31 protein-coding genes are annotated in these 26,337 nt (G+C 61.2%); 24 read left to right on the top strand and 7 right to left on the bottom strand.

Annotation, left to right across the window (positions count from 1 at the left end; genetic code table 11):
* Genes U5805_RS23345 through U5805_RS23330 form a run of 4 tightly spaced genes read right to left on the bottom strand, consistent with a single transcriptional unit; the run spans nucleotide 1 to nucleotide 2,331 of the window.
* Entirely contained in the window at nucleotides 1–456 is a 456-nt protein-coding gene (locus U5805_RS23345) for a hypothetical protein (RefSeq protein ID WP_322105876.1), read from the bottom strand.
* Nucleotides 453–1,754, bottom strand: coding sequence for a transcriptional regulator (locus U5805_RS23340; RefSeq protein ID WP_322105875.1), 1,302 nt, complete (start codon nucleotides 1,752–1,754; stop codon nucleotides 453–455). Before U5805_RS23340 ends, U5805_RS23345 begins: the two co-directional genes overlap by 4 nt.
* Nucleotides 1,751–1,981 (bottom strand): hypothetical protein, encoded by a 231-nt coding sequence (locus U5805_RS23335; RefSeq protein WP_322105874.1) that lies wholly within the window; start codon nucleotides 1,979–1,981, stop codon nucleotides 1,751–1,753. The genes U5805_RS23340 and U5805_RS23335 overlap by 4 nt, the downstream gene beginning before the upstream one ends.
* Nucleotides 1,981–2,331 (bottom strand): beta-hexosaminidase, encoded by a 351-nt coding sequence (locus tag U5805_RS23330; protein WP_322105873.1) that lies wholly within the window; start codon nucleotides 2,329–2,331, stop codon nucleotides 1,981–1,983. The genes U5805_RS23335 and U5805_RS23330 overlap by 1 nt, the downstream gene beginning before the upstream one ends.
* Between U5805_RS23330 and U5805_RS23325 the strand changes: the two genes are divergently transcribed.
* Entirely contained in the window at nucleotides 2,332–2,526 is a 195-nt protein-coding gene (locus U5805_RS23325) for a hypothetical protein (RefSeq protein ID WP_322105872.1), read from the top strand. It abuts the gene before it with no gap.
* A gap of 35 nt (nucleotides 2,527–2,561) precedes the next feature.
* Here the strand turns inward: U5805_RS23325 and U5805_RS23320 are convergent, their stop codons facing one another.
* Entirely contained in the window at nucleotides 2,562–2,795 is a 234-nt protein-coding gene (locus tag U5805_RS23320) for a hypothetical protein (RefSeq protein ID WP_322105871.1), read from the bottom strand.
* Nucleotides 2,796–3,258: 463 nt separating this feature from the next.
* Nucleotides 3,259–3,657 (bottom strand): hypothetical protein, encoded by a 399-nt coding sequence (locus U5805_RS23315; protein ID WP_322105870.1) that lies wholly within the window; start codon nucleotides 3,655–3,657, stop codon nucleotides 3,259–3,261.
* Nucleotides 3,658–3,742: 85 nt separating this feature from the next.
* Between U5805_RS23315 and U5805_RS23310 the strand changes: the two genes are divergently transcribed.
* Both U5805_RS23310 and U5805_RS23305 read left to right on the top strand, forming a co-directional pair.
* Nucleotides 3,743–3,997 (top strand): transcriptional regulator, encoded by a 255-nt coding sequence (locus U5805_RS23310; RefSeq protein WP_322105869.1) that lies wholly within the window; start codon nucleotides 3,743–3,745, stop codon nucleotides 3,995–3,997.
* Between the two features lie 89 nt (nucleotides 3,998–4,086).
* Nucleotides 4,087–4,428, top strand: coding sequence for a hypothetical protein (locus tag U5805_RS23305; RefSeq protein WP_322105868.1), 342 nt, complete (start codon nucleotides 4,087–4,089; stop codon nucleotides 4,426–4,428).
* Nucleotides 4,429–4,435: 7 nt separating this feature from the next.
* On the opposite strand, the gene U5805_RS23300 is transcribed toward U5805_RS23305, so the two are convergent.
* On the bottom strand, nucleotides 4,436–4,648 hold the full coding sequence (locus U5805_RS23300) for a hypothetical protein (RefSeq protein ID WP_322105867.1): 213 nt from the start codon (nucleotides 4,646–4,648) through the stop codon (nucleotides 4,436–4,438).
* 181 nt (nucleotides 4,649–4,829) lie between these two features.
* Here U5805_RS23300 and U5805_RS23295 point away from each other — a divergent pair, with 181 nt between their 5' ends.
* The 21 genes from U5805_RS23295 to U5805_RS23195 all read left to right on the top strand — a co-directional run bounded on the left by U5805_RS23295 (nucleotide 4,830) and on the right by U5805_RS23195 (nucleotide 26,324).
* Nucleotides 4,830–5,339 carry a phage regulatory CII family protein gene (locus U5805_RS23295; RefSeq protein WP_322105866.1) on the top strand — a complete coding sequence of 170 codons (510 nt, stop codon included), beginning with the start codon at nucleotides 4,830–4,832 and terminating at the stop codon, nucleotides 5,337–5,339.
* A 2-nt stretch (nucleotides 5,340–5,341) separates the two neighbouring features.
* Complete coding sequence (locus tag U5805_RS23290) at nucleotides 5,342–5,716, top strand: hypothetical protein (protein WP_322105865.1); 375 nt, start codon at nucleotides 5,342–5,344, stop codon at nucleotides 5,714–5,716.
* Between the two features lie 188 nt (nucleotides 5,717–5,904).
* Nucleotides 5,905–8,661: a VapE domain-containing protein gene (locus U5805_RS23285; RefSeq protein WP_322105864.1), complete on the top strand. Its 2,757-nt coding sequence runs from the start codon at nucleotides 5,905–5,907 to the stop codon at nucleotides 8,659–8,661.
* A 246-nt stretch (nucleotides 8,662–8,907) separates the two neighbouring features.
* The gene (locus tag U5805_RS23280) at nucleotides 8,908–9,690 is read left to right on the top strand and encodes a hypothetical protein (protein ID WP_322105863.1); all 783 of its coding nucleotides are present in this window, start codon (nucleotides 8,908–8,910) and stop codon (nucleotides 9,688–9,690) included.
* A 735-nt stretch (nucleotides 9,691–10,425) separates the two neighbouring features.
* Nucleotides 10,426–11,181 carry a hypothetical protein gene (locus U5805_RS23275; RefSeq protein ID WP_322105862.1) on the top strand — a complete coding sequence of 252 codons (756 nt, stop codon included), beginning with the start codon at nucleotides 10,426–10,428 and terminating at the stop codon, nucleotides 11,179–11,181.
* 198 nt (nucleotides 11,182–11,379) lie between these two features.
* The gene (locus U5805_RS23270; protein ID WP_322105861.1) at nucleotides 11,380–12,027 is read left to right on the top strand and encodes a hypothetical protein; all 648 of its coding nucleotides are present in this window, start codon (nucleotides 11,380–11,382) and stop codon (nucleotides 12,025–12,027) included.
* Entirely contained in the window at nucleotides 11,975–14,029 is a 2,055-nt protein-coding gene (locus U5805_RS23265) for a phage terminase large subunit family protein (protein WP_322105860.1), read from the top strand. Before U5805_RS23270 ends, U5805_RS23265 begins: the two co-directional genes overlap by 53 nt.
* A complete protein-coding gene (locus U5805_RS23260) occupies nucleotides 14,029–14,232 on the top strand; it encodes a phage head-tail joining protein (protein ID WP_322105859.1) in 204 nt (67 codons plus the stop codon). Before U5805_RS23265 ends, U5805_RS23260 begins: the two co-directional genes overlap by 1 nt.
* Nucleotides 14,232–15,641 (top strand): phage portal protein, encoded by a 1,410-nt coding sequence (locus tag U5805_RS23255; protein WP_322105858.1) that lies wholly within the window; start codon nucleotides 14,232–14,234, stop codon nucleotides 15,639–15,641. Before U5805_RS23260 ends, U5805_RS23255 begins: the two co-directional genes overlap by 1 nt.
* A 56-nt stretch (nucleotides 15,642–15,697) precedes the next feature.
* Nucleotides 15,698–17,767 (top strand): prohead protease/major capsid protein fusion protein, encoded by a 2,070-nt coding sequence (locus U5805_RS23250; RefSeq protein WP_322105857.1) that lies wholly within the window; start codon nucleotides 15,698–15,700, stop codon nucleotides 17,765–17,767.
* Between the two features lie 75 nt (nucleotides 17,768–17,842).
* Entirely contained in the window at nucleotides 17,843–18,172 is a 330-nt protein-coding gene (locus U5805_RS23245; RefSeq protein WP_322105856.1) for a capsid cement protein, read from the top strand.
* A 1-nt stretch (nucleotide 18,173) separates the two neighbouring features.
* Nucleotides 18,174–18,470 (top strand): hypothetical protein, encoded by a 297-nt coding sequence (locus U5805_RS23240; RefSeq protein ID WP_322105855.1) that lies wholly within the window; start codon nucleotides 18,174–18,176, stop codon nucleotides 18,468–18,470.
* Nucleotides 18,467–18,886, top strand: a complete 420-nt coding sequence (locus tag U5805_RS23235; protein WP_322105854.1) for a hypothetical protein — start codon at nucleotides 18,467–18,469, stop codon at nucleotides 18,884–18,886. The genes U5805_RS23240 and U5805_RS23235 overlap by 4 nt, the downstream gene beginning before the upstream one ends.
* 33 nt (nucleotides 18,887–18,919) lie before the next feature.
* On the top strand, nucleotides 18,920–19,852 hold the full coding sequence (locus U5805_RS23230; protein ID WP_322105853.1) for a phage tail tube protein: 933 nt from the start codon (nucleotides 18,920–18,922) through the stop codon (nucleotides 19,850–19,852).
* Between the two features lie 66 nt (nucleotides 19,853–19,918).
* The gene (locus tag U5805_RS23225; RefSeq protein WP_322105852.1) at nucleotides 19,919–20,257 is read left to right on the top strand and encodes a hypothetical protein; all 339 of its coding nucleotides are present in this window, start codon (nucleotides 19,919–19,921) and stop codon (nucleotides 20,255–20,257) included.
* Nucleotides 20,258–20,304: 47 nt separating this feature from the next.
* Nucleotides 20,305–20,643, top strand: a complete 339-nt coding sequence (locus tag U5805_RS23220) for a DUF1799 domain-containing protein (RefSeq protein ID WP_322105851.1) — start codon at nucleotides 20,305–20,307, stop codon at nucleotides 20,641–20,643.
* Between the two features lie 75 nt (nucleotides 20,644–20,718).
* A complete protein-coding gene (locus tag U5805_RS23215; protein WP_322105850.1) occupies nucleotides 20,719–23,493 on the top strand; it encodes a phage tail length tape measure family protein in 2,775 nt (924 codons plus the stop codon).
* On the top strand, nucleotides 23,483–23,821 hold the full coding sequence (locus tag U5805_RS23210; RefSeq protein ID WP_322105849.1) for a phage tail protein: 339 nt from the start codon (nucleotides 23,483–23,485) through the stop codon (nucleotides 23,819–23,821). Before U5805_RS23215 ends, U5805_RS23210 begins: the two co-directional genes overlap by 11 nt.
* Nucleotides 23,822–23,824: 3 nt before the next feature.
* Nucleotides 23,825–24,883 carry a hypothetical protein gene (locus U5805_RS23205; RefSeq protein ID WP_322105848.1) on the top strand — a complete coding sequence of 353 codons (1,059 nt, stop codon included), beginning with the start codon at nucleotides 23,825–23,827 and terminating at the stop codon, nucleotides 24,881–24,883.
* The gene (locus tag U5805_RS23200) at nucleotides 24,883–25,587 is read left to right on the top strand and encodes a phage minor tail protein L (protein WP_322105847.1); all 705 of its coding nucleotides are present in this window, start codon (nucleotides 24,883–24,885) and stop codon (nucleotides 25,585–25,587) included. Before U5805_RS23205 ends, U5805_RS23200 begins: the two co-directional genes overlap by 1 nt.
* Nucleotides 25,587–26,324: a C40 family peptidase gene (locus U5805_RS23195; protein ID WP_322105846.1), complete on the top strand. Its 738-nt coding sequence runs from the start codon at nucleotides 25,587–25,589 to the stop codon at nucleotides 26,322–26,324. The genes U5805_RS23200 and U5805_RS23195 overlap by 1 nt, the downstream gene beginning before the upstream one ends.
* The last annotated feature ends 13 nt before the right edge of the window (nucleotides 26,325–26,337 follow it).

The following is a 26,337-nucleotide window of genomic DNA, read 5'->3' as shown; positions in this document are numbered from 1 at the left end:
TTAGCCCCGAATGGTCGCGGAGCGCATCGCGCGCTCCAGTTGCATCAATCCAGTCTCGATCGACAGGCGCCCTTGCTCGGCCCACGTGCGCGCTTCCTGCGCTGCTTTGTGTCGGCTATAGCTGCCTGTCTCGTCGCGCATGAGGTCGAGCAGCTCGATGTCGGCGCCAAGCACGATGGCCTCCGTCAGCGAGCGGATCTCGATGCTGAGCGCCTCGATGCGCGAGAGGTTGTCGCGTCGGGTTTCCGACGGGGCTTCGTCCGTCTGGATTGCTTTGCGCCGCGCACGCGGCGCTTCGTTCTTCTGGATGGAGGGCGCAAGCCCGTCGTTGTTGCCTTTGACGTTCGCAGGCTGCGCCGGCACGGCGCCGGCGAGCGAAAGCCTTGGGCGCTTTTCCGCGTCGCCCCGCTGACGCGGCAGCGGACGTGGGGTAGAAGTAGCCGCGAGCAGGGTCATTTGCCGGCTCCGGCGGCGTTGGCAAGCTCTTCCGTCCAGTGGGGGTCCGGTGCCGTGTAAAGCTTGTCTAGCCACGCGTGGACGGACGGTAGTTCTTTCGCCTTTTGAAAATTCGGATGCTGGAGCTTGCGTGTCAAGTCCTGCACTGCCGCCCGAATGGCTTTCCCGCGTGTCGGATAGGTGGGGGCGTCCGCATGCATCTTGCACGGCGACGCCGAAAACGAATTGCCAAGTGCGAGCCCCGTCGAATAAATCCATTCGGCGTCCGCGACTCTTGCCAGATGAATCTCAGCCGGCGCTTTGCCAATCCTTTTTCCCTTGGGCGACGAGATCGTCTCGTGCGAATAAAAACCATGCTCGTTGGGGACGTCGATCGGACGCATCTTCTCGCGCTTCGACGCGGGCACGTCCAGTAGATCCGTCAGCGGTGTAAGTGCCCGATGTACGCCTTTGATCGTGCCCGGTGAGAGCTTGCCGAAGAGCGGATCGTGCAGTACGGATTGCAGCGCCTGCAAAAGTTGCTTTGCCTGCGTTTCGCTGATTTTCTTGGGCGCGGAAACCGCTGGCGCAGCGGAAGCGGCTTCGACGTGCTTCTTCGTGGCCTTGGCTTTGCCCGATGCCTTCGCCGCCTCGATGCCGCGCTGGAGGCGCTCAAGCGCTTTCTCGCCGCCGTGCGCGCGGATCTGCTCGATCGCGAGCGTCGACGTGATTGCCTGATCGCGCACAAGCTTGTGAATGCCGTTCGGCGCGTTCGCCAGCAACAGGCAGTCGCGAATCGTCTGGTCGGTGATATTCAGCCGCGTGCAGATTGCCTTGTTGCCTTCGCCGAGCGCTTGCAGCTCGACGATCTGCTCGGCCAATTGCAACGGTGTGAGCTTCTCGCTGTCGTTGTTGATGATGCCGGCATAGATGAGGTTTGCTCGCGAGACGGATTTCGCCTCGTCGATCACAAGCGGGAGGCGGTCAATCTCGTAGCCTTCGCTGATTGCGAGCAGGGCGCCGTGGTAACGATGCTGGCCTTCGTAGACAAAAATACGATCCTCGCCGCCGACCTTGCGCACGAAACAGCCGAGCGGCTTCTTGCGGTCGTAGCCGTTGGCTTTGATCAGGTCGGCGATCTGGCGCACCCGGTCTTTGTTGAGCGGGCGCACGTTGTCGCGCGGGTCATAGTGGATGTGCTCGGGCGGCACGGTCCATAGGTCGGACGATCCGCCGCCTGCGGCCTTTACTGCCGCCTTCGTGTTGCCGGTGACGATCATTGCGTCGAGCACGAGCGGGCTGGTGCGTTTGTCGTTCATGCTGCACCTCCCACGATCCGCCCGCGCGCATAGGCGCGAGCGAAGCAAAGGGCGCAGAACATCGCGACCGCGACGACCGCGCCCTTGTCGGCATAAAGGCCGGCGATCGTCCAAAGAATCGCATTAACCAGGCCGATTAGCGAGCCATGCCGACGCCGCGCCGGTTGCTCGCTGGTGAGTGCCCACGCAGTGGCGCAGGTCGCGATTGCGACGAGTAAGGCGAGCATTACGCCACCTCCGCGTGCTTTGGTTGCGTGCTGCGCTTCTTCGCCTTGGCGATCGTCGATTCGGCCATCGAGGCGGCCTGGCTGGTGCGATGACGGCGGATTGCCGATGCGCAGTCGTCCTCCGACGGAACGGAAATCTGCGTGCGCACGATGTCTTTGCCGTCGAAGATCGTGTACAGCGTGTAGATGCTGCCGAGCAGCGGGCGGCGACCGACGACGTGCTTGCCGACCATTACCGGCGTCGTCGGGCGCGGTGCCGTCGGATCGTAGAAAACGACAGAGCGCAGCCCGAGCGTGTCGCGACGCGTTTGCTGCGTCTCGGGAGCGGTATTGAGTTTGATGCGTGGCATGTGGCGTTACTCCGAATCGCCAGCGGCGCGGCGTTTTCCGTCGATTTGATCGTCGGCTGGCTGCTCGCGCTTCTTCCTCATCTCAGCAAGGTTTGTGAGACAGATGCGCATGGCGGGGTTTGTGATGGCGTCAGCGGCGGAGCCGGAAAAGCGGCCGAGGCGATGCTCGCGAGCTATTTCGATGTCGGAAATTGAAGTTCGCTTGGTCACTGCCTGCCCCTGGCTGACGGTCAGGCTGCGACGTGCGCGGCGTGGGTGCCGTGCGCTTCGAACTGCGGATCGGGCGAGAAAACGCTGATGCCGATCACGATTGCTGCAAACAGCAGGCCAATGCGGCACGGCCACGATTGTTCAAAGTTGCTTTGCGGGCTGTGTTGCCGCACCTGCGGCCTTTGCTCTTGCTTGAGCCAGGCTTTGCGCGCCGCATAACCTGCGTCGACATTAAGAGGATTGTTTTCACGCATCGCTGTTTCGCTAAAAGTGAGGTTGGAACGGTTCGAACTTTAGCGAAATGCGAAATATATGTATATAGCGTAACGCGAAACAACAACATCAAATTTGTAACAATGCATCGGGCATGAAATGCAAGGGCGGTGTAACAAATAGTTTCAACTACTGTATATTTATACAGTATTAACTTACAAGAATGGCGGAGTCGGATGCGTGGGGAACGGCAAAGGAATTGCACTTTGAAGTGCAAGCCTGGGGATTTGGTACGAGTGATTGTGTCGAGCAACCCAGCGTTGGTAGGTGCTATCGCGCTGGTGGAGGGCCTGCGCGTCGATGGTCGTTGGAATGTGTATCTGGATAGGGCCGCTTTTGGTTTTAATTCTGGTGATAAGCGGCCCGTCGTGACTCACGAGTTTTGCTTTCGTGATTCTTCATTGCAGCCCATAGGCCACATGGGCCATCTGAGCGAATCTCTACTCAATCGCCTCGTGGGCGATCATCATCCGCACCGTCGGTCTTGCCAATCGGACGAGAAAGCAAGCCACGAATGAATGCCTCGACCTGAAGGCGGCCGGATTCATCAAGGCTCTCCCAGCCTTCGGGTTTATTCATTGCCGAACTAGCTGGTTTAGTCGTTGCGGACCCGTGGTCCTCATCGAGCCAGCCCTCCGGCTTATTTGCGGCGCACTCGATGCGGCGGGCTGTGTCTTTACGCATGCCGCGCTTTTTGCCCGTTTTTGAATCTTTCGCGCCATCGCGAAGGTTTGCAAACTGAGCGAGGCTCATATTCAGCGCGTTCGCCGCTGATGTGGGGCTTCCGTACTCTTCAGCCAAGAGTCGGAGATTGGCCCGTCTAATTTCGTCAATATCCCTCATGGGCCGAATTCAATAGCAAATCGCTAAAGTCGTATATGCGCGAAACGCTATAGACAAGCGTTTCGCGTTTCGCTAAAGTTTCGCGATGGACCTTCGAACTTACCTCTCTGCCGAACGCGGTCGCCTTGTGCGGCTTGCTAGGGCCATCGGTGCTCACGCCTCAGATGTAAGTGCGTGGGCTAATCGCCGTCGGCCAGTCCCAATAACTTTGTGCTGGGCGATTGAATTGGCGACGGGTGGAGAGGTTTCTCGTCGAGAGTTGCGACCGGATGATTGGCATTTGATCTGGCCAGACCTGCTTGACGGAAGCCTATCTTTGGTGACGCCGGTGCCGGTCTAAAGCGGCTCATAAGAAAAGTGAAATCGAGGCGCATCGGAGCGCCGCCGATTCGGATGCGCTGCGAAATATCCATTGATTGGAGGCTTGTAATGAAGCGGCTGTATGCGCGAATCGTGTTGTCGTTGATCACGCCGGCGTTCGAAGAGAAGGCGCGGCGCGAACTCGAGAGGTGGAAGTCGGATGAGCCTCGCCGACAGGCGGCGAACGAAGAAATCGACCGGCTGTACGCCAACCAAGTTATCGCCAGCCTCGAAGGTATGGGATGGACTCTCTCGAAGGACGGCAAGCTGCGGATTATCCCTCCTGCTTCGGTAATGGAGCGAGTCGAGACGGCCGAATTCGAGCAAATGGTTAAAAACCTGATCGCGCGCGAATGTGCGCCGGGCGGTCTTCTTTGGCGGTATCGCCGACAAGGGGGAGGCTCCCGCTGAAAACGCTTTAGTGAGCGGGGGTGTTGTCGATCAACTGCTCGATGTAAGCAATTGCAGCCTCGGCAAAGGTGCCATCGTCGGGAACTCGTCGCAGTTCGATTTTGCAGTTTTCGATGACCGGAGCCAACTGGGCACGGCTCAGTCCCGCAGCACGGATTAGCGCTGCGATCAGAAGGGAATGCGCGAACGAACGCATCTGAAGGTCTTCGATATCGGTCATGGGTGTCCTTTTCGTGTGGTTGATGGATGGCTTGGTGGGCCAATTTCATTGTCGCATGTCTGCGGACACTCTCTTTTTGCAGCATGGCAGTAGCGGTATGTGGTTGAGCCTGAATCATAGGGCCGCGCACGCCGGGTAAACAGAATGAAAAGACAGGTCCACAAAGAGAAACGGGGCTCGAATGACGTGCAGATATAGCGAGGCGGAGTGGCTGGACGTGCTTTACACGTCTGTTCGCAATACGCAGGGTGGTGTGGCCGATGCCGCGGCGTTTCTCACGAATCGTCGCGGCCGAAACATTGGCACCGAAAGCCTGCGCCTGCGTCTGCGCGGTCAGGGCGAAAACCGCCTCTCGATGGAAATGTTCGAGCTGCTGACCGAATGGATGGAAGAAAAGCGTGTGCCGCACTATCGCGATGCGCTGATTGCGCTTAACGAGCGCTTCGGGCTGAATGCAACGCCGGCCGATGCAACGTCGCCCGGCAACACGACCAACGAAATCGCTTTGCAAACGCTCGATCTAGCACGCCATACCGGCATCGTCGCGGAGCAAGTCCAGGCGGCGCTGGAAGACGGTGTTGTCACAAATCAGGAAGCGGCCGACATCGAGGCCGCAGCGCGAGGAAGTAAGCGCATGCTCGACCGGCTGATGGCGACCGTGCGACGCGTGAACAAACAGCACGCGCGCTAAGCATGCACTTCGAACACGGTATGGCGTGTTGCAACAGATTCCGCGCGAGGGCGGGGCTTTGCTGCGACCTCGATCGCCAGCTCGAATGCGCGACCTTCGAAATGGAGCGACTGGCGAAGCACGCACCGGACGATCTGTTCCCGTATCTGCTCACCCTTTGCCCGATTTTCCCGCCCGACATGCTGCTTATTCGCGCGCGACACATAGGGCATATCAATGCATTTATAAAAGCCGCCGCCTTTCACTGCGCGACCTTGCGCACGAAAACGGAGCGGCGTTTGTTTGCGGATTTCATCGCAGGTTACATGACAACAGAGCAGATCCAGACATTTCAGGGTGTGCTCGCAAGCGAGTGGGGCCGCCTGCGCGGCAAATAACTTTCCGGGGTTTCAAAGTGACTTTGTCCAGTACCGCAACTGCGCTTCGTGCGCGGCATCCTTCTGCGTCCAAACAATCGAACGGCGTCGCCCGGTTTAGCGCGGGCCGGCGTCAGTGGCGCTCGTATTTCAATCGCGAAGGCGTCATTTTTCCGCGCATTATCTTTGAAGCCTCGGGACGTTAAACAATGGCGACACTGGATCAGATTGCGAATCAGCTAATTGCCGCTGGTCATCCGAAATTGCCCGAAGGGCATCCGCGTGTTTCGGACAACGGCAGGCCGCATCGGTACGGGCCGGGGAAGAAATACTGGTATTCGATTCACGAGGTCGTGCAGGGTGGCGTGGTACTCGGCTACACGGGTGCCTTCGGCTATTGGTCGGGCGACGATAATGGCGCTCAGACCTTCGCATGGGAAGGCGCAGCCGCTTCGCCTGAATCGCTCGCTGAAACGCGTATGCATCAAAAGCGGGCTGAAGAGGCGGCGGCAGCGAAGGCGCGCGAGAAAGCCAAGCTCGCGGCTAATCGTGCGCGCGATCAATGGAACGCCGCAGCTGAGCAGGGCGAATCGGAATACCTCAAGCGCAAACAGATCACGCCCGAGGGCGTGCGCTTCTCCGACGATGGCACGCTGTACGTGCCGATGTACGTGTATAGCGTCGACGGCGCTCGCCTTGCCGGCTTGCAGAAAATCTCGCCGACCGGCTCAAAGCTGTTCAACAAGGGCATGGAGAAAGCGGGCACTGCGCTCCAGCTCGGCGATATCGCGCCTGACGACAAGGTGGCGATGATCGCCGAAGGCTATGCGACGGCCCGCTCGATCCGCATGGCGATCGAGGAACGCATTCCGGTCATTGTGTGTTTCGATGCCGGCGGCATTCTCGCGGCATCGCAATCGCTGCGCGAGTCGTGCCCCGACATTCACGTTCTCATTTGCGCCGACGACGATTGGGTTATCGAGCGGCGCATGCGCGACCATCTGCGTGACGAATACGGCTTCGACGGCGAAATCTTTGTCGATGCGCCCGAGGCTACGCAGATCACGCACGCGAAGCTGCAATACTCTGTTCGCGCGACAGGCAAGCGTGATGAGAACGGCGTGCCCTATATCGAGCTGGTGGTCGAGCGCGAGGGCGTTTCCGCGCGCGTTCGCACATTCGAAAACACGGGCGTGAAACGCGCCAGGGCAGCGGCAGCAGCGGTCGGTAATGCTAGCGTGACGATGCCGCGCTTCGAGGGGCGCGGCGAGCGCAAGCTGACCGATTTCAACGATCTGCACGTCGAGGAAGGCTTGCACGTCGTCAAGGCGCAGATCGAAGGCGCGTTGCTCGCCGCGCTCGCGCCCGCGAGCGAAGATATCCCCACATTTCCGCACCTGCACGCCGTCGAGCGCGGTCAGGACCCATTGTACGAGCAGGCGCTCGCCCGCGTTCGCAAGGGCAAGCGTGTGTCAATCTCGGCGCTCCAGCGCGAGCTGAAGATCGGCTTCAACCGCGCTGCGCATCTGCTCGACGATCTCGAAAAAGCGGGTGTGGTGAGTGCGCCCGGTGCCAACGGCGTTCGTTCGCTGGTCGGCAAATCCGCATCTACCCCTTTGCCGGCTGACGCGGATGAGAGCACGCTGGAATGGAACGGCGTCGAGGGCGAGAACAGCCACTTTACGTGGCAACAGCGGTTGCGCCGCGCGGAGAAGTCCAACGCGCTGCTGCCTTGTCTCGACAACGTGTTCGCGATCCTGACGCACGACAAGCGCTGGCAGGGCGTGCTGGCTTTCGAGAAGTTCGCCCTGCGCATCATGAAGCTGAAAGCGCCGCCGTTCGAAGGCGGCGAAAAAGGCGAATGGGGCGATCGTGACGATGCGCGTTGCGCACTGTGGCTCGGCCAGAACTACTCTTTCAGCCCTCGCCCGGACGTGATCGCCGACGCGGTATTTCTCGCCGCCGAGCGCAGCAGCTACCACGAGGTTCGTGATTATCTCGCCGGTCTGCAATGGGATCGTCAGCCGCGCCTGCGTGGATGGTTGACGACGTGGCTCGGCGTGCAGGAGAGCGAATACGTGCGGCACGTTTCGTACAAGTGGCTGCTCGGAGCGGTGGGGCGCGTGATGCGGCCCGGCTGCAAGATGGACAACGTGCTGATTTTCGAAGGCAAGCAGGACGCGGGCAAGTCGGCTGCGTTTCGTACGCTTTTCGGGCCGGGCTGGTTCACCGACGCGAATATCGTGATCGGTGACAAGGATTCGTTCGCAGTGATGGCCGGCAAGTGGGTGATCGAGCTGGCCGAGCTGGACGCACTGAGCAAGTCCGATTCGTCCAATGCGAAGCGCTTCTTCACTACGGCAGTCGATACCTACCGGCCGCCGTACGCTCGCCGCGCGATCGACGTGCCGCGTCAGAGCGTTTTCGGCGGCACGGTGAATTTCGACACGTACCTGAAGGACGAATCGGGCAACCGGCGTTACTGGCCAGTGCGCACGGCCGACGTGCTCGACCTGAAGGGCCTCGCGCAGAACCGCGACCAGATATGGGCGGAAGCGTATTCGGAATACTGCGAATGGGAACGCGCGAACGCAGAAGCGGACGGCATCCTGCCGGCGCCGTGGCAGGTGCTGCCCGAGGAAAAGCACCTGTTCTCGGCCGAGCAGGACGCGCGCTATGAGGGTGACATCTACGAAACGATGATCGCCCGTTACTGCGAAGCGTTGCCGCGCGTGACGATGGAGGACATCCTCAGCGCGTGCCTGAAGCTCGAAATCTCGAAGTGGACGCCGGCTGAGCAGCGTCGTATCGGCAAGGCAATGAAGTCGCTCGGCTGGATTCGTAAGCGCGAATCGAAGGGTACACGCGAGTGGTATTACGAGCCGCCGCCTGTCGAACCGATGGCTGTGATCGCGCCGGATGCATCGCTTGCCGAAGTCACGGAGGACGACGATGCGCCGCTGTAATTCCACTCACGCCGCATTCCACGGCGCGCGCGTCAGCATTCGTCAGCGCGCCAGCGCATTCGCGGCGGCGCGCCGAAAGGCGTCCCATGTCCCAACGTCCCAAGCGCATCGCCTCGTGCGTGTGTGCGTGACGCGTGCGACGTGCGCGATGTGCGGGCGAGGGTGCGCATGTCGCAAGCGCCCGCGCGCAGTCACGACCCCTTTTCCTTGGGACATTGGGACAGTAGGACGAAAGGGAGTAGCTCGATGATCGACCTGAAAGAGCAAGCCGGTATCGCGATGAATGTGCAGGGGCAGTTCTCAGATTCGATCGCCGACCCACAAGTAACTTTGGGCGCACTCGCATTCGCGAATGATCTCGGGCGCTTGCTGTGGCGCATGAAGTACGGGCAGGACGTGAAAAATGCAGGGCTGAGTCGTGCGACGCTGCTGCTCGCGAAACGAATCCGCGAGCCGGGCAAGTTCAACCGCTCGAAATTTACGGGCGTGACGCGCGAGGCGGAAAAGACCGCGAACCTCACCGGAAAAAAAATCGAGCGCCTCGCTTCGGATATTGTCGAGCGGCTCGCACGGCAGGCAATCATTGAATGGATTGCCGATGTCTGCATCGCGTGCGACGGTCGCGGAGTTAGTGGGCGCGGCAAAGGCGCAACAATTCAGCGCGTCGTATGCCCGAAGTGCGCCGGCGCCGGGCGCGTATGCACCGATGAGTACATGATTCCGTTTGCTGCATGGTTCGATGGACGCGGACCGATGGTGTTTCGCGACTTCGAACGCTGCGATCGCTGTCATGGTGTCGGCGGCATCGAGATGGAAATCGCGTCGAAGCATGGCGGTCGGCAAATTTGCGGCGTATGTCGTGGCACTGGCAAGCGGCCGGAAGATCATGCCGCTCGTGCGCGAGCGCTTGCAGTTCCGCTCGATCAGTACCACGCGCGCTGGAAACCTCAGTTTCACGCGGTTCTCGCGCTTCTCGATGCGCTCGATGGTGCGGCGAACGATACGATGCGCCGAAGGATGCAACGATGAAAACGCTTGCACTCAAAGAAAAATCCTGTCTATACTCCGCGCCATGCAACCTTTACTGCGTCACTGGAAGCTGTGAGCCCCGCACACTCGTGGAGCAACCCTGTCCCGGCAGTCGTACAGAATCGCGCGAGCGGCGCGACGAATAACATGCCAAAGCCTGTCGGGAATCGTTTGGAGGGCGTTCGTCCCAACGAAACGGGTGTTGCTCCCACTCCTAGCCACCACATTCCATCAATGCTGATCATGAACTGGTCGAATGAAACGCCGTCAGTTCCCGGCGTGTATTGGTTAAAGGATGGAAACTTCGAACCCGAAATTGTCGAAGTGATAGAAAACGGCTCTCGCGGGTTGGTCGTTCTTACGCTCGGATCTGAAACGGACTACAGCATTTCAACCTATCCGGACTGTCGGTGGTACGGGCCAATCTCCGCGCCAGTCGATCATGAAGTTTAAATCTTTCGATAAGTGGTATCTTGCCTCGCGCAATTGGACAGGACTTACGGTTCGATGCCCAATCGCCGGCCGGCGCGACGAAGTAACGAAATTGATGATTGGCGTGCATGAGATCGATGGTGAGCGGCGGGAAGTTATCGCCGTAGAGAGCCAGTGCACGGTGATGCTTCGAGAGAATTCTCCCATTTCGTTGATGGTTCGCGGGAAGGTCTAGCAGCCGATCGCGAGATAACGAAGCCCGCAAGGTGAAAGCCTCGCGGGCTTTTTGCATTGGACGCTCGTATGGCGAACCCCTCGTTCTCAATGAAGGTCGACACGTCGCAGTTCGAAGCGGCGATCGACGATCACGTACAGCGTCAGATTCCGTATGCTGCGTCAGTTGCATTGAACCGCACCGGCAAGGCCGTGATCGCGGTCGAGCAGAAAACAATGCGCGACGTGTTCGATCGGCCCACGCCGTACACGCTCAATGCGCTGCGACTCAAGGCTGCTACGAAAACGAAGCTGGTCGCCCAAGTCAGCTACAAGGATGAATCGTTCAAGGGCACGCCCGCGACAAAGTACCTTGCGCCTCAGGTGGACGGTGGTGCGCGAAATGTGAAGCGGATCGAGTCGTTGCTGCGCGCGCGCGGCCTGTTGCCGTCCGACATGTTCACGGTGCCAGGCAGCGGTGCGAAGCTGGATCAGTACGGCAACTTCAGCCGTGGCCAGTATTCGCAGATCCTTGCGCAGTTGCAGGCGTCGCGCGATAGCGCGCAGAACGAAACGTCCGTGTCGCGGCGTCGCAAGCGGCGCAACCCTTCGACAGACGTTCGCTACTTCGTTGGCCGACCGGGTGGCGGCAAGTTGCCGCTCGGTGTGTGGGCGCGGTACCAGTTCGCGCAGGGCTATGCGGTGCGTCCGATCCTGATGTTCGTTCGTGCGCCGAGCTACTCGAAGCGCTTTCCGTTCTACGACGTGGCGAACGCAACGACCGAAGCGACGCTGCCGACCGAGCTGCAGGCCGCACTCGCGATGGCGCTCGCCACGCGACGTTAGTGGGTTCCTATCGAATTCACCGTGCAATAGCTCGAATCGGAAGCAGCTTGAACGGTCGAGCCGCTCAAATGAGAGCCATTCGCATTTGCGCGGGTCCTTCCTGGACCCCTGTGACTGCGGGTAATTCGAGCCACGTTCAACACGCGATGTCAAAGCTTTTTCAGGGTGGTCACTTGGGTGGTCAGGTGGTCATTTTGGGTGGTCAAGGGTGGTCAGATGGCCGAAATGAGTCAGCGGGCCTTTGCCCGCCACATGGGCGTTGCGCTCAACGCGGTGCAGAAAGCGATCAAATCGAACCGCATCGAGTTGAACGCGAACGGCAAGATCGACGCCGCAATTGCCGAAGCGGCATGGCGTCGCAACACCGACGAAAGCCGCCGTTCATTTACCGACCTTTCGCGCCCGACGCGGGCGCTTGAATCCGAGTCCACGCTTCCTCCGGCTGACGGCGAAGACGACTTTCCCGCTGCCGCGAAATCAAACGACCCGCATATGTCGGCGTATCGCGCAGCTCGGGCCGAGCGCGAGACCACGCGGGCGCGGCGCGAGTCGATGGAGCTTGAACGCGACCTCGGCAACCTGCTCGCGCTCGCCGACGCAACCCGCGCCGCATTCACGGCGTTTCGCACGCTGCGCGACAGCATCATGAACGTGCCCGTACGCATCAAGGATCTGCTCGCGGCCGAGGGCGACCCGCACCGTATCGAGTCGATGCTCGAAGACGAGTTGGCGCGGGCACTGTCGTCGATCGACGTCACCAGACTGATGCACGAAGAAGAAACGGACGAAGACGATGGGAGCGATCGACAGCTTTCTGAAGACGATCGGGGAGGCGATCCGGCCTGACAAGCGCATCGGCATCGCAGAGTGGTCCGAGAATCACCGCGTCCTGCCCGAGAGCAGCCCGGAGCCGGGCAAGTGGCGTAACTCGCGCACGCCGTATCTCGTCGGGATCATGGATGCGCTGTCCGGCCATGAGAGCACGGTCACGCGATACGACCATCACGACACGCGCCCGTTTGTGAATAGCTGGGTCACTGTCGTCGGTCTCCAGAAAGGGCACCAGTTAGGTGGCTCGGCGCTCGGCGAAAACTTCATTGGCCGCAATATCACCAGTGCGGCCGGCAACATTCTCGCCGTGTTCGCGACAAAGGACGATGCCGAGAAGTGGGAGATGGACCGCTTCGAGCCGATGCGGTTGTCCACGAAAGAATTGCGCCGGCGCGTAAAGGACGCCAATCGCAAGGGCAGTGCGAATACCAAGCTTCGCAAGCGCTTTCCCGGCGGGATCATGAATCTCGTCAGCGCCACGCGTGCGGGCCGACTGAAATCGACGACCGTACGCTACGTGCTGCTCGAAGAAGTCGATGAATACGAGCTTAACGTCGACGGGCAGGGCAACCCGATCGATCTCGCGAAGAACCGGACAAGTAACTTTGGGCGGCGCGCGAAAATCTTCGCGAACAGCACGCCGACGATCAAGCGGCGTTCGCAGATCGAGAAGCTCTACGAGGCTGGCGACCAGCGGCGGTATTTCGTGCCGTGCCCCGAGTGTGGCGCGGCGCAGTATTTCGATTGGGCGAATTTCAGGCGTGTCGAATCCGCACCCGATACGGTGCTGTGCTACTGCACGGCGCCGGGTTGTGGCGTGGGCAGTCCCGAGCACGCATGGAAATCGCAGTATCCGGCCGCGTACTGGATGCCGACGGCAGCGGGCGATGGTCGCACGGCGAGCTTCCACCTGAGCGCGTTGTATGCGCCGCTCGGTTGGCGCCCGTGGTCGGAGTTGATGAGCGATTACGAGGCCGGCGAAAGCGACATTGAGAAGCGCATCGCCTTCACGAACAACGCGCTTGCGGAATGCTGGGAGGATAAAAGCGCGGAGATGAAGTGGGAGGCGATCAAGCGCCGGGCCGAGCCGTACCGGTTGCGCTCGATCCCGCTCGGCGTGTTGCTGCTCACGGCTTCGGTGGACACGCAGGGCGATCGTCTCGAAGTCGAAATATCTGGCTGGGGGCGCGGCATGCGCAACTGGACCGTCGATCACATTGTGATTCGGGGCGATCCGGCGACGCCGGAGCCGTGGGCGGTGCTCGATCGCATTCTCGACACGCCAATCGAAAACAGCTTCGGCGTGCCGATGCGCATTGAGCTGTGCGCGGTGGACACCGGCGGCAACCGGACGCAGGACGCATACGACTATTGCCGCACGCGGGCACATCGCGGTGTGTTTGCTGTCAAGGGTTCGTCAATGAAGCATCGCCCGATCGTCGGCAGGCCGACCGATCAGGATGTCACGAAAAACGGCAAGACGATCAAGGGCGGCGTGAAGGTGTGGCCAGTCGGCACCGATACCGCAAAGGATCGGATTTTCGGCACGCTTGCGGCTGACGAAGATCGCGAAGTCGTTGATCGCCGTATGCACTTCTCTGAAGACCTCGAAGACGAGTATTTCGAGCAGCTTTGCGCGGAGGCATATAACCCGGCAAAAGATCGCTGGGACAAGCTGCGCAAGCGTAACGAAGCGCTCGACCTGAAGGTCTATAACTTCGCCTGCGCATATCACCCGCGCCTGCGACTCAACACGTATCAGGACGCAGACTGGACCGCGCTGGAGCTGGTCGTACAGCCGCGCACGCGCGATCTTTTTGCGCCACCCGTTGAGGCCACTCAGGGCGATCCTGAGGCCGTAGATGATGCAACCCCCTTGCCCGAGTCGCCGGAGCCCGCCACGGCCGCTGTAGACGTTGCGGGCGCAACCATTCAACCCGTCGCGGCGCAGCCGCAGCAGCAGCCCGCATCGAATTCGTGGGTTCCGCGCCGTGACAACTGGCTAAGGCGATCGTAATGGCATTTACAACGCAGGATCTCAACGCCGTCGAGCGCGCAATCGCGAGCGGCACGCTCACCGTCGAATACAACGGCAAAAAAGTTACTTTTCGGCAAATGAGCGAGCTGCTTTCCGCGCGCGACACGATCAAGGCGGATCTGGCCGCGCAGAACCCGAATGGTCGGCCGCGATCCAGCATCGCGATCATGGAGCGCTTTTGATGAAACGAAATCTGCTCGACAGGATGATCGAGGCGGTGTCGCCGACGGCGGGCGCGCGGCGTATGCGCGCCCGCATGATGCTCGACTCCGCTCGCGGATTCGACGGTGCGAAGCGCGGCCCACGTGCGATCGGCTGGAAGGCGACCGGCACGAGCGCGAACGCCGAGCTGGGGCCGGCGCTCGCAACATTGCGCAACCGGTCGCGCGACCTGATCCGAAACAATCCGTACCTTTCGCACGCGCTCAACGTCAAGGTGGCAAATCTCGTCGGTACGGGCATTCGCGCCAAGTTCAAGGACCCGGCGTTGCAGTTGCTCTGGAAGCAATGGATCAAGGAATGCGACGCAGGTGGGCTGCTCAATCTGTACGGCATTCAGGCGCAGGCGTATCGCGCGCTGGAAGAGTCAGGTGAAGTGTTTATCCGCTTCCGCTCGCGGCTTCCGCAGGACGGCTTGAGCATCCCTTTGCAGTTGCAGGTGCTCGAAGCCGATTTTCTCGACAGCACGAAAACCGGACCGGTGCCGGGCGGCTTCGTGATTCTCGGCGTGCAGTTCAACCTGATCGGGCAGCGGACGGGTTACTGGTTCTTCGACCAGCATCCGGGCGAAATCGCGACGGTGCCGCGCAATATGGTCAGCAGTTTCGTGCCGGCTGCTGATGTGATCCACCTGTTCGACGCAATCAAGCGGCCGGGTTCGGTACGCGGTTTGCCCGAGTTCGCCACGGTGATCTGGAAAGCGCGGGATCTCGATGAATATCAGGAAGCCGAGCTGATTCGTAAAAAAATCGAGGCCTGCTTTACCGCATTTGTTACGTCGAGCGACGAAAGTTTTCAGGTGGGGCGCCAGACCGCGACGGGTGCGGCGAATGGCCCGCGCGTCGAATCGCTTTCGCCCGGTCAGATCGAATATCTGCGGCAGGGCGAGGACGTGACTTTCGCTGCCCCGGCCGCGACCGATGGCTACAAGGATCACGTATCGATCGAGTTGCAGGCGCTCGCGGCCGGCACCAATACGACGTACGAGCAGCTCACCGGCGATTACTCGCGAGTCAATTTCACGAGCGGCCGGATGGGCAAGATGGAATACAAGCGGATCATGGAGCAGCGGCAATGGTTGCTCATGATCCCGATGCTCTGCGAGCGTATCGCCGCGCGCTTCGTCATGACGGCCTATCTGTCTGGACTCACATCGAAGCCGACAGCCGAGGAAAGCTGGACGCCGGAGCGCATTGAGTTCATCGATCCGGTGCGTGAGGCAAACGGCCTGATCTCGCTGATCGTTGCGCGACTCAAAAGCCGCCATCAGGGCATTCGGGAGCTTGGTGACGATCCTGACGAAGTCGACAGCGAAATCGACTCGGACCCGTTCGCTGACCTGTTCGCGCCTCCGACCACAACCGTCAACTAGACGTCACTTCAAAACACAAACGCCCGCTAGTCGGGCGTTTTTCATTGGAGCTTCGAATGCCCCAGACAAACCCGCCGCAAGGCACGCAGCAACCCAGCTCGTCGATGCCGATCCTCGGCCGGGATATGCCGGTGTCGTCGGTAAATGCCGATTCGCGCACGGTCGACGTGACGTGGACGACCGGCGCCCAGGTGCTGCGCTACGACTGGATGCGTGACCGCAATTATCTCGAGGAGTTGAGCACGCAGCCCGGTGCTGTACGCATGCAGCGCCTCGAATCGGGTAGCGCGCCGCTGCTCAACAACCACAGCCGGTGGGCCGGGCTTGATGGCGTGCTCGGCGTCGTATCGTCGGCGTCGCTTAACAGCGCATCGGGAACCGGCCAGGCAACTTTGCGCTTCTCGAAGCGCGACATCGCGGAGCCGTATTTTCAGGACGTGCAGGACGGCATTCTCCGCAACGTCTCTGTCGGCTATCGGACGTATCGGGTCGAAATGATCCCTCCCGGCCAGGAGGGCAATGACCAATGGATTTACCGCGCGACGGACTGGGAGCCTTACGAGGTTTCACTCGTCGCAATCCCGGCTGACGCGGGCTCGACCACGCGTGGTGAGCCGGATGCCCAGCAGCGTTTCTATCCCTGCGAATTCGTCGAGCGAGGCGCAGGAAATCAACCCAACGGGGCCAACGCCTCGCCGCAAACCGAAGGAGCAGTAATGCCGACGAACGAAAATGAAAACAACCAGAACCGCGCCACCCCCGCAGCGAATACTCCGGCCGCTCCGGCTGCACACGCGCCTGCCACGCCGCCCGAAAACGGTGAAGGTGCTCGTGCTCAAGCGCAAGCCGAAGAACGTCAGCGCGTTCAGGAGATCCGCGTAGCGGTTCGCTCCAGCACGCTGGACGACGCGCAGGCGCTGATCGACCGTTTTGTCGATAACGGCGCGACGGTCGATGCAGTGCGTGCCGAGCTGCTGCGCATGCTCGCTGAGCGCTCGGATGCGGCGCGAACGCGTTCGCAGTCGAATGTGCGGACCGTTACGGACGAAACGGACGTGCGCCGCGAAGCCATGTCGAACGCGCTCCTGCATCGCATCAATCCGCGCGTCGAGCTGACCGATGCGGGCCGTCAGTATCGCGGCATGACGCTCGGCGAGTTCTGCCGCACCGGGCTCGAAGAGGCCGGCGTCGACACGCGCGGTCTTGATCGCCGTCAGTTGGCTGGCATGGCGCTCGGCATGGGCGAGCGTGGCTACAACTCGACGTCCGATCTGCCGGTCGTGTTCGGCAACGTCATCAATCGCACACTTCGCGACGCGTACAGCGCGGCGCCGCGCTCGTTCTCGCAGTGGGCGCGTCAGGGCACGCTCAACGATTTCCGCGCGGCCACGCGCGTGATGGTCGACGGCGCGTTGAACCTCGAAAAGGTCAACGAATCGGGCGAATACAAGTACGGCAAGCTGGTCGACGGCGGCGAAACGATCCAGCTCGGCACGTACGGCAAGGTGGTTGCCTTCACGCGTCAGATGATCATCAACGACGATCTCTCGGCGCTGGAACGCGTGCCGCTGTATTTCGGTCGCGCCGCCGCGAACCTCGAACTGGATCTGGTCTACGGCGCCTTGACCGGGAATACGCCGATGTCCGACGGCAACGCGATTTTCCATGCCAAGCACGGCAACCTCGGCGCGGCGGCAGCGATCAGCATCGCGTCGCTTTCGGCTGGCCGCACGGCGATGCGTGTGCAGAAGGCGCCGGGTGACGGCACCGCGCTGAACCTCGCGCCGAGCTACCTGCTCGTGCCTGCCGCGCTCGAAACGATCGCTGGCCAGTACACCAGCAACCAGTACACGCCGAATCAGGCGGGCGACCAGAATCCCTTCTTCGGTACGCTCACGCCGATCGTCGAGGCGCGTCTCGATGCGGTCAGTGCGACCGGCTGGTATCTCGTCGCCGACCCGGCAATGATCGATACCGTCGAATACTGCTATCTCGACGGCGAGCAGGGTCTTTACACCGAGCAGGCGCTCGACTTCGACGTGGACGGGCTGAAGGTCAAGGCGCGTCTCGACTTCGCGGCGAAGGCAATCGACTACCGCGGTCTCTACAAGAATCCGGGGCAGTAAGCACATGCCGGGCGCAGTCGCGCCCGGTGTGACTGGCATGCATTCCACGCAAACCCTTTCCGACAGGAACCCTGTATGAACAACTTTATCCAGCATGGCAAGACGCTGACGGCGACGCTTGCCGCTGCCGTCGTCTCGGGCGCACCGGTCACGCTCGGCAACTCGAAGCTGCCGGCCGTTGCGAGCGGCACCTACGCAGCCAATGCGCCGGGCGAATACGCTGTTACCGGTGTTTTCGAATTCCCGGCCGACGCGGCCGCCGCAGGCGCTGTCGGCGACGATGCATATCTCACCGCCGCCGGCACGATCGCGACGGTCGCCGACGGCAATACGGCGTTCGGTGTGCTCGCTGCGCCTGTCGCCGCGAACAGTGCGACCGCTCGCGTGCGTTTGCCCGGCGCCTGACGTGTTCGACGCCAGTGTGTTCTGGACCGCCTTCGACGCACTCGGGATGCTCAGGACGGCATACGTCGAGGGCATGCCCGAAGGCGTCAAGGTCGGGTTTTCGACGCCGGATCAGCTTGAAATCGATGGTCAGTTTACGGTCGCGGAATACCAGATCGAATATCAGGCCGTCGATCTTCCCGACCTCGCGCGCGGCTCAATGCTGACGATCGACGCCGTGCAATACCGCGTGCGCCGGCCGCCCCGCCGCAACGGCGATGGCTTCTTCGTGCTCGCTGATCTGGAGATCGCCAAATGACGACCCGCCGTGAATCCTATGTCGAAGCGCTGATGCACGCGCTTTCGGCCGACGCGCAGTTGCAGGCGCTAGGCGTCAAGGTCGAGCGGTCAATCTACGACGCTGTGAGCAGCGATGAGCCGCGCGTGCTGGTCGTGCATCGCGGTCGTGACACGCCGACGCCAGATATCGGCGTCACGACGCGCGCATGCATCTTCATGCTCACGGCCGTCGTGCGCGACGCCGCTCCTGATCGTGCTTCCGACTCGATTTTCGAGCTGGCCCATCCGGTTGTTATGCGTTTCGATGCGGACGGCCTGATGGGCGTGCTCGAAGGGCCGACCGACGAGCCGCGCGCGGCCGATGCCGAGGGCGGCATCGGTGTCGTGACGATCCAGTACCTGTTTCAGTACCAGACGCCGCCCGAGGCCCTATAGCGCAGGCGTCGCAATCATCCAGAGGGAGCCTCGATGGCCAAATCCATCAAAAACACCGTCATTCTTGCGAAGTTGCAGAATGCAATCGGCGTCGCGGCGGTGCCGACCGGCGCCGACGACGCGATGCTCGTCACCAATCCGAGCCACACGCCGGTCGCGTCCACGATGGTCAGTCGCGATCTGATCCGTCCGTACTTCGGCAACAGCCAGCAGCTCACGGCGGGCGTGCATACCGAACTGAGCTTCGACGTTGAAATCGCAGGTTCCGGCGTCGCTGGCACGGTGCCGGCATGGGGGCGACTGCTCGTCGGTTGTTATTTCGCCGAAACGGTCACGGAAAACACCGACGTGAAATACGCTCCGGTGAGCCAGAAGCCCAATACGCCGCTCACGATCATCTATCACCTCGACGGGCTGCTGCACAAGCTGACTGACGCATACGGCACCGTGTCGTTCGATGTCACCTCGGGGGCGATCCCGAAGATGTCGTTCAAGTTCATGGGCACGTATAACCCGGTGGTCGATTCGCCGCTCCCGGCCGATACGGACTTCTCCAAGTTCCTCACGCCCAAGCTCGCGCTGACCGCGAATACAACCTGGTCGATGTCCGGTTACACCGGGCCGCTGCAATCGGTCTCGCTCGATATCGCGAACACGCTCAACTGGTTCCAGCTGATCGGCGAAGAGGGCGCGGAGGTCGACGACCGGGCGCCGACGGGCAAGATCGTCATGGAACTGTCGACCGTCGCAAGCAAGGACTGGTGGTCGGCCGCGCGGGATGCGGTGCTTGGCGCCCTTACCGTCCAGCACGGACAGGTGGCGGGGAACATCGTGCAGTTTGACGCGCCCCAGGTGCAGATCAGCAACCTGTCGTATTCCGACCAGAACAACAAGGCGCTGCTCAACGGCGATCTCACGCTCAGCCCGCTCGCGGGCAACGATGAGCTGGTGATCACCGTCAAGTAACTTTGCCGTTTCAGATCAACCCCTTCGGGCCGCCATTGCGCGGCCCCTTTTCATTCGAGGTTCCGAATGCCCTACGTTTTATCGAATCGCCCGACCTTCACCTGGCCGGTCAAGGTGGTCGAGCCCGGCAATGCGCCCGATGGCGCCGTTGTCGAATCCGTATTTGTCGGCGAGTTCGTACGCAAGGATGGCGACGAGCTGGAAGCGCTTTTCAAGGAAAACAAGCCGGTGCGCGTCGTGCTGAAAGATCTGCTCGTCGGCTGGAACGGCCTGCGTGACGAGAGCGGCGCGGAGCTGTCGTTTGACGAGCAGTATCGCGACGCCCTGCTGAAGATTCCCCACGCCGTCGTCGGCATCTGGACCGCTTACCTCGAAGGTGCGGGCGGGGCTACGCGAAAAAACTGATCGGGGCGGCGCGGCATTGGGCAGGCGCTCCGCCCGATGAAGGGGGCGTGATCGACGAAGGCGTGGCGTCGGCCCTGGCTGCGTTTGGTGCGCGTCAGAGCGACGTCGATGCGGCCCGGAAACAGGCGGCCGAAGCGGCCTTCGAAGTCTTTCCCGAGAACTGGGATGCGGTACGGCTGTTCGAGGCGCTTTCGACGCAGTGGCGGGCCGTGGCGTTCGGCACGATGGCCGGCGCCCGCGTTCTGCACATGGGGCTCGACTACGCGGTATTCGAGCCGGTTGCCCGCCTCATCGGCATACGCAAGCGCCGCCGCGCTGCCGTATTTCAGCAGATCAGGGTGATGGAGGACGCAGCACTGGGCGTGTTGCTCTCCGAATTGTCCTGATCGTTTCGCGCCCCGAGCGGGCAATACAAGGTGGTGAGCATGGGGATTACGACAGGCAGTCTCGGGCAGCTCGTCGTGCAGATCACGATGGACCCGTCGAGCTATAACGCGGGCGCTCAGGATCTGAAGTCGGGCGCTCGCTCGACGGCGACGGCGCTGGGTCAGGCGGGCGATTCCGGTGCCGCTGCGATGGACAAGGTTTCGTCGCACACGGCCGGCGCGCGCAAGGAACTGCTCGTGATGGCGCACGAGCTGGCCACAGGGAACATCTCGAACTTCGAAGGTTCGATCATGGTGTTCGCCGAGAAAATTGATGCCTTCAAGTTCCTGCTGTCTCCGGTGGGTGCGGCAGTCACTGCGGTAGTCGCGACCGTGGGCGCGTTTGCGTTGGCGGCGATCAAGGGCCACGAAGAGACCGAGCGTTTCAACAATTCTCTTGTCCTGACCGGCAACTATGCAGGCCAGACGGCGAGCAGCTTTGCCGCGCTGGCACAGGCCATTTCGTCGAGTACCGGCGCCAGTCTCGGCACCGCCCGCGAGGGTCTGCAAGCGCTGGTGTCGTCGGGGCAGGTTACGGGCCAGTCGCTCGACGTACTTGGGCAGGACATTGTGCGCATGCACGATCTGACCGGCCAGAGCCTCGACGACATCGCGAAGGATTACGCGAAGATGCCGGAAGGCGTGGCGAAATGGGCTGAGCAGCACAACACCAGCATGCATTTCATCACGACGGCGCAGTACGACTACATTCGCGCGCTCGAAGAGGCCGGCGACAAGCAGGGCGCCATGCTGGTGGTGGCGAAGGCTCTTGATGCCCAACTGAGCGGCGAGTCGATCCCGAACCTCGGCTATCTTGAGCGCAGCTGGAAGGCAGTCGGCTCAGCGATCAGCACGGCATGGGACTGGATGAAGTCGATCGGCCGCGATGAGACGGCGGCCGAGAAGATCGCAGCTGCGACGGCTGACGTGCAGCGGCTCCAGAATGCGCTGAAGTCGCCTTCCGGCCAGATGAATGCCGATCTGCTGACGCCGCAGTTGCAAGAGGCGCAGGCGAAGCTCGATGCGCTCAACCGCGACGCGCTTCGTGAGCAAAACCGTGCGCTCGACAAATCGCAGCAGGACCAGATCCAGCAGGCCGGCATTGCAGCGTCCGACTTTCTCAAAAAGTTGCAGGACGAAGAACGCGGTATCAACCGCGTCGACGATGCGCTCAAGGATTACCGGAAGAACGTCGCGGCGTACAACGCGGCGAATCCCGGCAAGGCAATCACACCCGCCCAGCAGGCGACGGACGAAACATTCCTGCGCAAGCAATACGCCGATCACGGTGCTGATTCGGCGGCAAACCGGGCGCGGAAGAATGCGCTCGATGCCGCGCTGGCGACGACGAAAAACGGCCTCGATCTCATCAACGCCGCATTCAAGTCGTCGGACGAGCAGTTGCAGGCATTGCGCAAAGCAACTTTGATCTCGGACGAAACGTATTACCAGGCCGAGATCACGCTCGCGAACGATTCGGCACAGCAGCAGATCGCGGCATACCAGCAGGAGAAGAAAACCCTTCAGGACGCGTACTGGAAAGCGCCGGCCGAAGACCGCATCAAGATCACGCAGGAAATCGGCGACATCGATACGAAAATTGCCAAGGTGAGGCAGGACAACGCGGCCAAGGTGAATTTGCTGCTGACCCAGCAAACCGACGCGCAGCGCCAGTATCTGAAGTCGATCACCGACACGAAGGACGCGTTGCTCGCGCAGGCGGGCATCTCGGCGCCGAAGGCGCTGCATGACTTCGACGAGCGCAATCGCGGAAACATGTTGCAGGCAGCGACGACGGGCGATGTCGGCACCGCAGCGTTTCTCGATCAGGACCGGCAGCTCACCAGGCTGACCGCGCAATACAGCGATCTGATGGCACAGGCGAGCACCACGAGCAATGAAATCTCGCTCAACCAGCAGGAGGGGCTTACCGGCATTCTCGACAGTTTCTCGCAGTTGCGCACCAACTCGGCCGATACGGTCGACTCGCTGAAGCAACTTTACGCGCAGGTCGATCAGTTGTCGTGGCAGACGACCGATCCGGGCGTGCTGGCGAACCTCAACCAGCTCCGCGACAAAATCCGGCAGTCGATGCTCGACAGCTCGAATTACGTGAAGGATTTCACGGACGCGGGCCGCACGGCGTTCGACGGCTTCTTTTCGTCGATCACGGACGGCACGAAAACGCCATTGCAGGCGTTGCGCTCGATGGTCGCCAGCATGGCCTCGTCGCTCGCCTCGTTGTTTGAAAACCAGGCATACACAGGCCTGCTCAATACGATTTTTGGCGGTTCGCTCACGTCGTCGGGTGGCACCGGCGGATCAGCCTTTGGCTTCAGCATGCCGTCGTCGATCGCCGGCAGCGGTTCGCTATTCGGACTTGCCGCCGGCACGCTGTTCAAGGCCGACGGCGGCCTGATTACCGGGCCGGGCACTGCGACGAGCGACAGCATTCCGGCGCGGCTTTCGACCGGTGAATTCGTGGTCAACGCGCACGCGGTTTCGCAGCCGGGCGTGCTGGCGCTGCTCGGCGCGATCAACAGCGGGCAGAGCGTATCGCCTCGCAACCGGTTCGCTCGCGGTGGCCTCGTGGGCGGCGGCAGTGGCGCTGCGGGGGCATCGAGCGGTGGCGATGTGTACATCAGCTCGCAAACGACCGTTCAGGCGCCGGCATCGTCCAGCGGCCCGTCGACGGGCAGCGGTATGACGGCGAAGCAGCTCGCCGACGGGATTGATGGGCGCATCAAGCAGGCTATCGCCAGGGAAACTCAGCAGGGCGGAATTATCTCGAGGTACGTGAATGGCCGCTGAAATATTTGCATGGGGCGCGAAGGTTGGCGATCAGGGCGTCATCACCTTCGCGACGGACTCGGCCGCTTTCGGTGACGGCTACGAGCAGACGGCTGCGGCAGGCATCAATAACAAGTCGGGTTCGTGGCCGTACACCTATGTCGGGCCTATCAACGAAGTGCAGCCGATCATCGATTTTCTCGATGCGCACGCGGGTGCTGTTTCGTTCCTCTGGACACCGCCGTTCGGTGTGCAGGGTCTGTACAAATGCGCTGGCTATAACCTCACCCCGAACGGTGGCCCGCTCGTGCAGCTCACCGCCACTTTCAAACAGTCATTTTCGAGCTAAAACATGAGCGCTCTGCAAAAAATCAATCTGGGCACGCCGCCTAAGGGCGAGGATGGTGATGACGTGCGCACTGCATTCACGAGGATGAATGCGAACGTCGACGTGCTCAATGCTCAGGCCGCGCTCACGTCGGCCGTGCAGATCACGGCCGCACAGGCCCTCACTGCTGCGCATATCGGCAAGCGCGTGAACATTAGTCTGGCTGCTGCGGGCGTCATCACCTTGCCGGCAGCGAACGTCGGTGCAGCGGACAATGTCGTACTGCTTCGGAACATTGGTACGGCTGTTGTCACGCTCGCCATCACGGCGGGATCGGGCGATTCGTTGGCGCTTTCGAAGCTGAATCCTGGCGAAGCCGCATTGCTCGACACCGACGGTGTGCATGCATGGTCGGTGCTCATGCGCGGCCGTACGAACGCGGATAACGAAGTCATCAACGGATCGCTCACGATCGGCACGCCACTCGCACTCGCCAGCGGTGGTACTGGCGGAAACTCTGCGGCTGCGGCACGAGCGAATCTTGGTGTGGGAATGACGCTGCTCGGCAGCGCAACGCCATCCAACGGTGCGGGCGTCGTTTTCACCGGCCTTAGTGGATACAACGTGTATGAGCTGGTGTTTGACGGCGTCGTTCCTAGCGTAGACAACCAGTCGCTCGCACTCAATTTCTCTAATAACAACGGATCGTCGTACCTGTCGTCTAGCCAGTATCAGCGGGCGCTTATGTATCAATCGGTGGCGGCCCCCGCAGTCACCACGGCAGGGCAATCCACAAATACTGCGCTAATTCTTTGGGACGGCATGTCCAGCGTTGCGGGTTCACCGACGTTCGCCACATATAGCGGTCGCGTGCGGTTTCACAACTTCTCCGATGGTGCGAAAATACCGTCCGCAATCGTTGACGTTATTGGAGTTGATCGCAGTAACAACGCTATGGGACAGGTGCGCGGCGTTGGCCAATATCTTGGGCTGACAGGTCTTCCCATTAACGCAATTCAGGTCTATGCAGGTAGCTCTGGATTCAGCGCGGGGCGTTTCTCGATTTACGGGCTGAGCAAGTAATGACGATCACCGCAGATGTCCAGCAGCTCGAACCCGGAAAGCGGATCGAGCTTTTCGAGGTGGACAGCACCACGATCGGCGGTGACCTTTTGCGCCTCCATAATCACCTGCAATCGGGCTCGATCTGGTGGCAAGGCAACGAGTACAAGCCGTGGCCGGTCGAGGCGTCCGGTTTCGAGCGTACGGGCGACGCGCAGCAGCCGTCGCCGACGGTCAGGGTTGGCAATATCGATGGCGTGATCGGTGCAATGTGCCTCGCGCTCGGTGATCTCGTCGGCTCCGCGGTGCGTCGCCGGCGTACGTTTGCAAAGTACCTTGACGCGGTGAATTTCCCGAACGGGAATCCGACGGCCGACCCCACTGAGGAGTCGGCGCCCGAGCTTTGGTACATCGAGCAGAAAAGCGACGACACCTATCCCACGATCGAATTCACGCTTTCGTCTGCGCTCGATCTCAATGGCCAGCAGCTACCGTCGCAACAGATCATCGCGAACGTGTGCATCTGGTTGATCAAGGGCGGATATCGCGGGCCGTATTGCGGCTATACCGGCACCGCGTATTTTGATCTCAACGATCAGCCCGTCGACGATCCTGCCAAGGATAAATGTGCTGGCCGCATCGCGTCGTGCAAGTGCCGGTTTGGCGCCAACAATCCGCTCGCATACGGGTCGTACCCGGCAGCTGACCTTACTTCGGGGGTGTGATGCTCGAAACCACAATGAATGAAATTCGCGCCCATGCGCAGCGCGACTATCCGCGAGAGGCATGCGGCCTTGTCATCGTCGAGCGCGGCAAGGAAGTGTACGTGCCATGCCGCAACGTCGCGGAGACCGCATCCGAGCACTTCGTGCTGCCCGGCGACGACTATGCAGCGGCCGAGGATCGTGGCGAGGTGCTGGCAATCGTCCATTCGCATCCTGACGCGTCGCCGGCACCGAGCGACGGTGATCGCGTCTCCTGCGAGCAATCCGGCTTGCCGTGGCATATCGTGTCGTGGCCTGGTGGGGCCATTCGCACCATCGAGCCGAGCGGTTTTGTTGCGCCGCTTGTGGGGCGCGCTTATGCGCATGGCGTCCTCGATTGCTGGAGTCTTGTGCGTGACTGGTATGCGCGCGAGCGCAACATCGCGTTGCCCGACTTCCAGCGTCGCGACAGGTGGTGGGACGACGGCACGAGCGATCTCTATGCCGAGCACTGTGCCGCCGCCGGCGGAAAGATTGTGTGGCGCTCGGGAGACGATGTCTCGGCCGCAGCCGTGCTCGAGGTGGGCGACGTCATCCTCATGCAGATCCGAAGCAAGAACGGCGTTCCGAATCATGCCGCTGTTTACATCGGCAATACGCACATTCTTCACCATCCATATGGACGGCTGTCGAGCCGCGACATCTACGGCGGCTACTGGTACGAATGCACGAGCCGCATCGTGAGATATGCCCGATAGCCGCGTCCCCAAA

The sequence above is a fragment of the Paraburkholderia sp. J41 genome (assembly GCF_905220235.1).
Classification (GTDB): Bacteria; Pseudomonadota; Gammaproteobacteria; order Burkholderiales; family Burkholderiaceae; genus Paraburkholderia.
Note: the sequence above shows the minus strand (reverse complement) of the source record. Positions and strands in the feature narration are given on the sequence as shown.

What these genes read in the sequence shown, in the direction of transcription:
- U5805_RS23345 (WP_322105876.1), bottom strand. Translation starts at nt 456, where the DNA reads ATGACCCTGCTCGCGGCTACTTCTACCCCACGTCCGCTGCCGCGTCAG.
- U5805_RS23340 (WP_322105875.1), bottom strand. Translation starts at nt 1,754, where the DNA reads ATGAACGACAAACGCACCAGCCCGCTCGTGCTCGACGCAATGATCGTC.
- U5805_RS23335 (WP_322105874.1), bottom strand. Translation starts at nt 1,981, where the DNA reads ATGCTCGCCTTACTCGTCGCAATCGCGACCTGCGCCACTGCGTGGGCA.
- U5805_RS23330 (WP_322105873.1), bottom strand. Translation starts at nt 2,331, where the DNA reads ATGCCACGCATCAAACTCAATACCGCTCCCGAGACGCAGCAAACGCGT.
- U5805_RS23320 (WP_322105871.1), bottom strand. Translation starts at nt 2,795, where the DNA reads ATGCGTGAAAACAATCCTCTTAATGTCGACGCAGGTTATGCGGCGCGC.
- U5805_RS23315 (WP_322105870.1), bottom strand. Translation starts at nt 3,657, where the DNA reads ATGAGGGATATTGACGAAATTAGACGGGCCAATCTCCGACTCTTGGCT.
- U5805_RS23310 (WP_322105869.1), top strand. Translation starts at nt 3,743, where the DNA reads ATGGACCTTCGAACTTACCTCTCTGCCGAACGCGGTCGCCTTGTGCGG.
- U5805_RS23305 (WP_322105868.1), top strand. Translation starts at nt 4,087, where the DNA reads ATGAAGCGGCTGTATGCGCGAATCGTGTTGTCGTTGATCACGCCGGCG.
- U5805_RS23300 (WP_322105867.1), bottom strand. Translation starts at nt 4,648, where the DNA reads ATGACCGATATCGAAGACCTTCAGATGCGTTCGTTCGCGCATTCCCTT.
- U5805_RS23295 (WP_322105866.1), top strand. Translation starts at nt 4,830, where the DNA reads ATGACGTGCAGATATAGCGAGGCGGAGTGGCTGGACGTGCTTTACACG.
- U5805_RS23290 (WP_322105865.1), top strand. Translation starts at nt 5,342, where the DNA reads ATGCACTTCGAACACGGTATGGCGTGTTGCAACAGATTCCGCGCGAGG.
- U5805_RS23285 (WP_322105864.1), top strand. Translation starts at nt 5,905, where the DNA reads ATGGCGACACTGGATCAGATTGCGAATCAGCTAATTGCCGCTGGTCAT.
- U5805_RS23280 (WP_322105863.1), top strand. Translation starts at nt 8,908, where the DNA reads ATGATCGACCTGAAAGAGCAAGCCGGTATCGCGATGAATGTGCAGGGG.
- U5805_RS23275 (WP_322105862.1), top strand. Translation starts at nt 10,426, where the DNA reads ATGGCGAACCCCTCGTTCTCAATGAAGGTCGACACGTCGCAGTTCGAA.
- U5805_RS23265 (WP_322105860.1), top strand. Translation starts at nt 11,975, where the DNA reads ATGGGAGCGATCGACAGCTTTCTGAAGACGATCGGGGAGGCGATCCGG.
- U5805_RS23260 (WP_322105859.1), top strand. Translation starts at nt 14,029, where the DNA reads ATGGCATTTACAACGCAGGATCTCAACGCCGTCGAGCGCGCAATCGCG.
- U5805_RS23255 (WP_322105858.1), top strand. Translation starts at nt 14,232, where the DNA reads ATGAAACGAAATCTGCTCGACAGGATGATCGAGGCGGTGTCGCCGACG.
- U5805_RS23250 (WP_322105857.1), top strand. Translation starts at nt 15,698, where the DNA reads ATGCCCCAGACAAACCCGCCGCAAGGCACGCAGCAACCCAGCTCGTCG.
- U5805_RS23245 (WP_322105856.1), top strand. Translation starts at nt 17,843, where the DNA reads ATGAACAACTTTATCCAGCATGGCAAGACGCTGACGGCGACGCTTGCC.
- U5805_RS23235 (WP_322105854.1), top strand. Translation starts at nt 18,467, where the DNA reads ATGACGACCCGCCGTGAATCCTATGTCGAAGCGCTGATGCACGCGCTT.
- U5805_RS23230 (WP_322105853.1), top strand. Translation starts at nt 18,920, where the DNA reads ATGGCCAAATCCATCAAAAACACCGTCATTCTTGCGAAGTTGCAGAAT.
- U5805_RS23225 (WP_322105852.1), top strand. Translation starts at nt 19,919, where the DNA reads ATGCCCTACGTTTTATCGAATCGCCCGACCTTCACCTGGCCGGTCAAG.
- U5805_RS23210 (WP_322105849.1), top strand. Translation starts at nt 23,483, where the DNA reads ATGGCCGCTGAAATATTTGCATGGGGCGCGAAGGTTGGCGATCAGGGC.
- U5805_RS23205 (WP_322105848.1), top strand. Translation starts at nt 23,825, where the DNA reads ATGAGCGCTCTGCAAAAAATCAATCTGGGCACGCCGCCTAAGGGCGAG.
- U5805_RS23200 (WP_322105847.1), top strand. Translation starts at nt 24,883, where the DNA reads ATGACGATCACCGCAGATGTCCAGCAGCTCGAACCCGGAAAGCGGATC.
- U5805_RS23195 (WP_322105846.1), top strand. Translation starts at nt 25,587, where the DNA reads ATGCTCGAAACCACAATGAATGAAATTCGCGCCCATGCGCAGCGCGAC.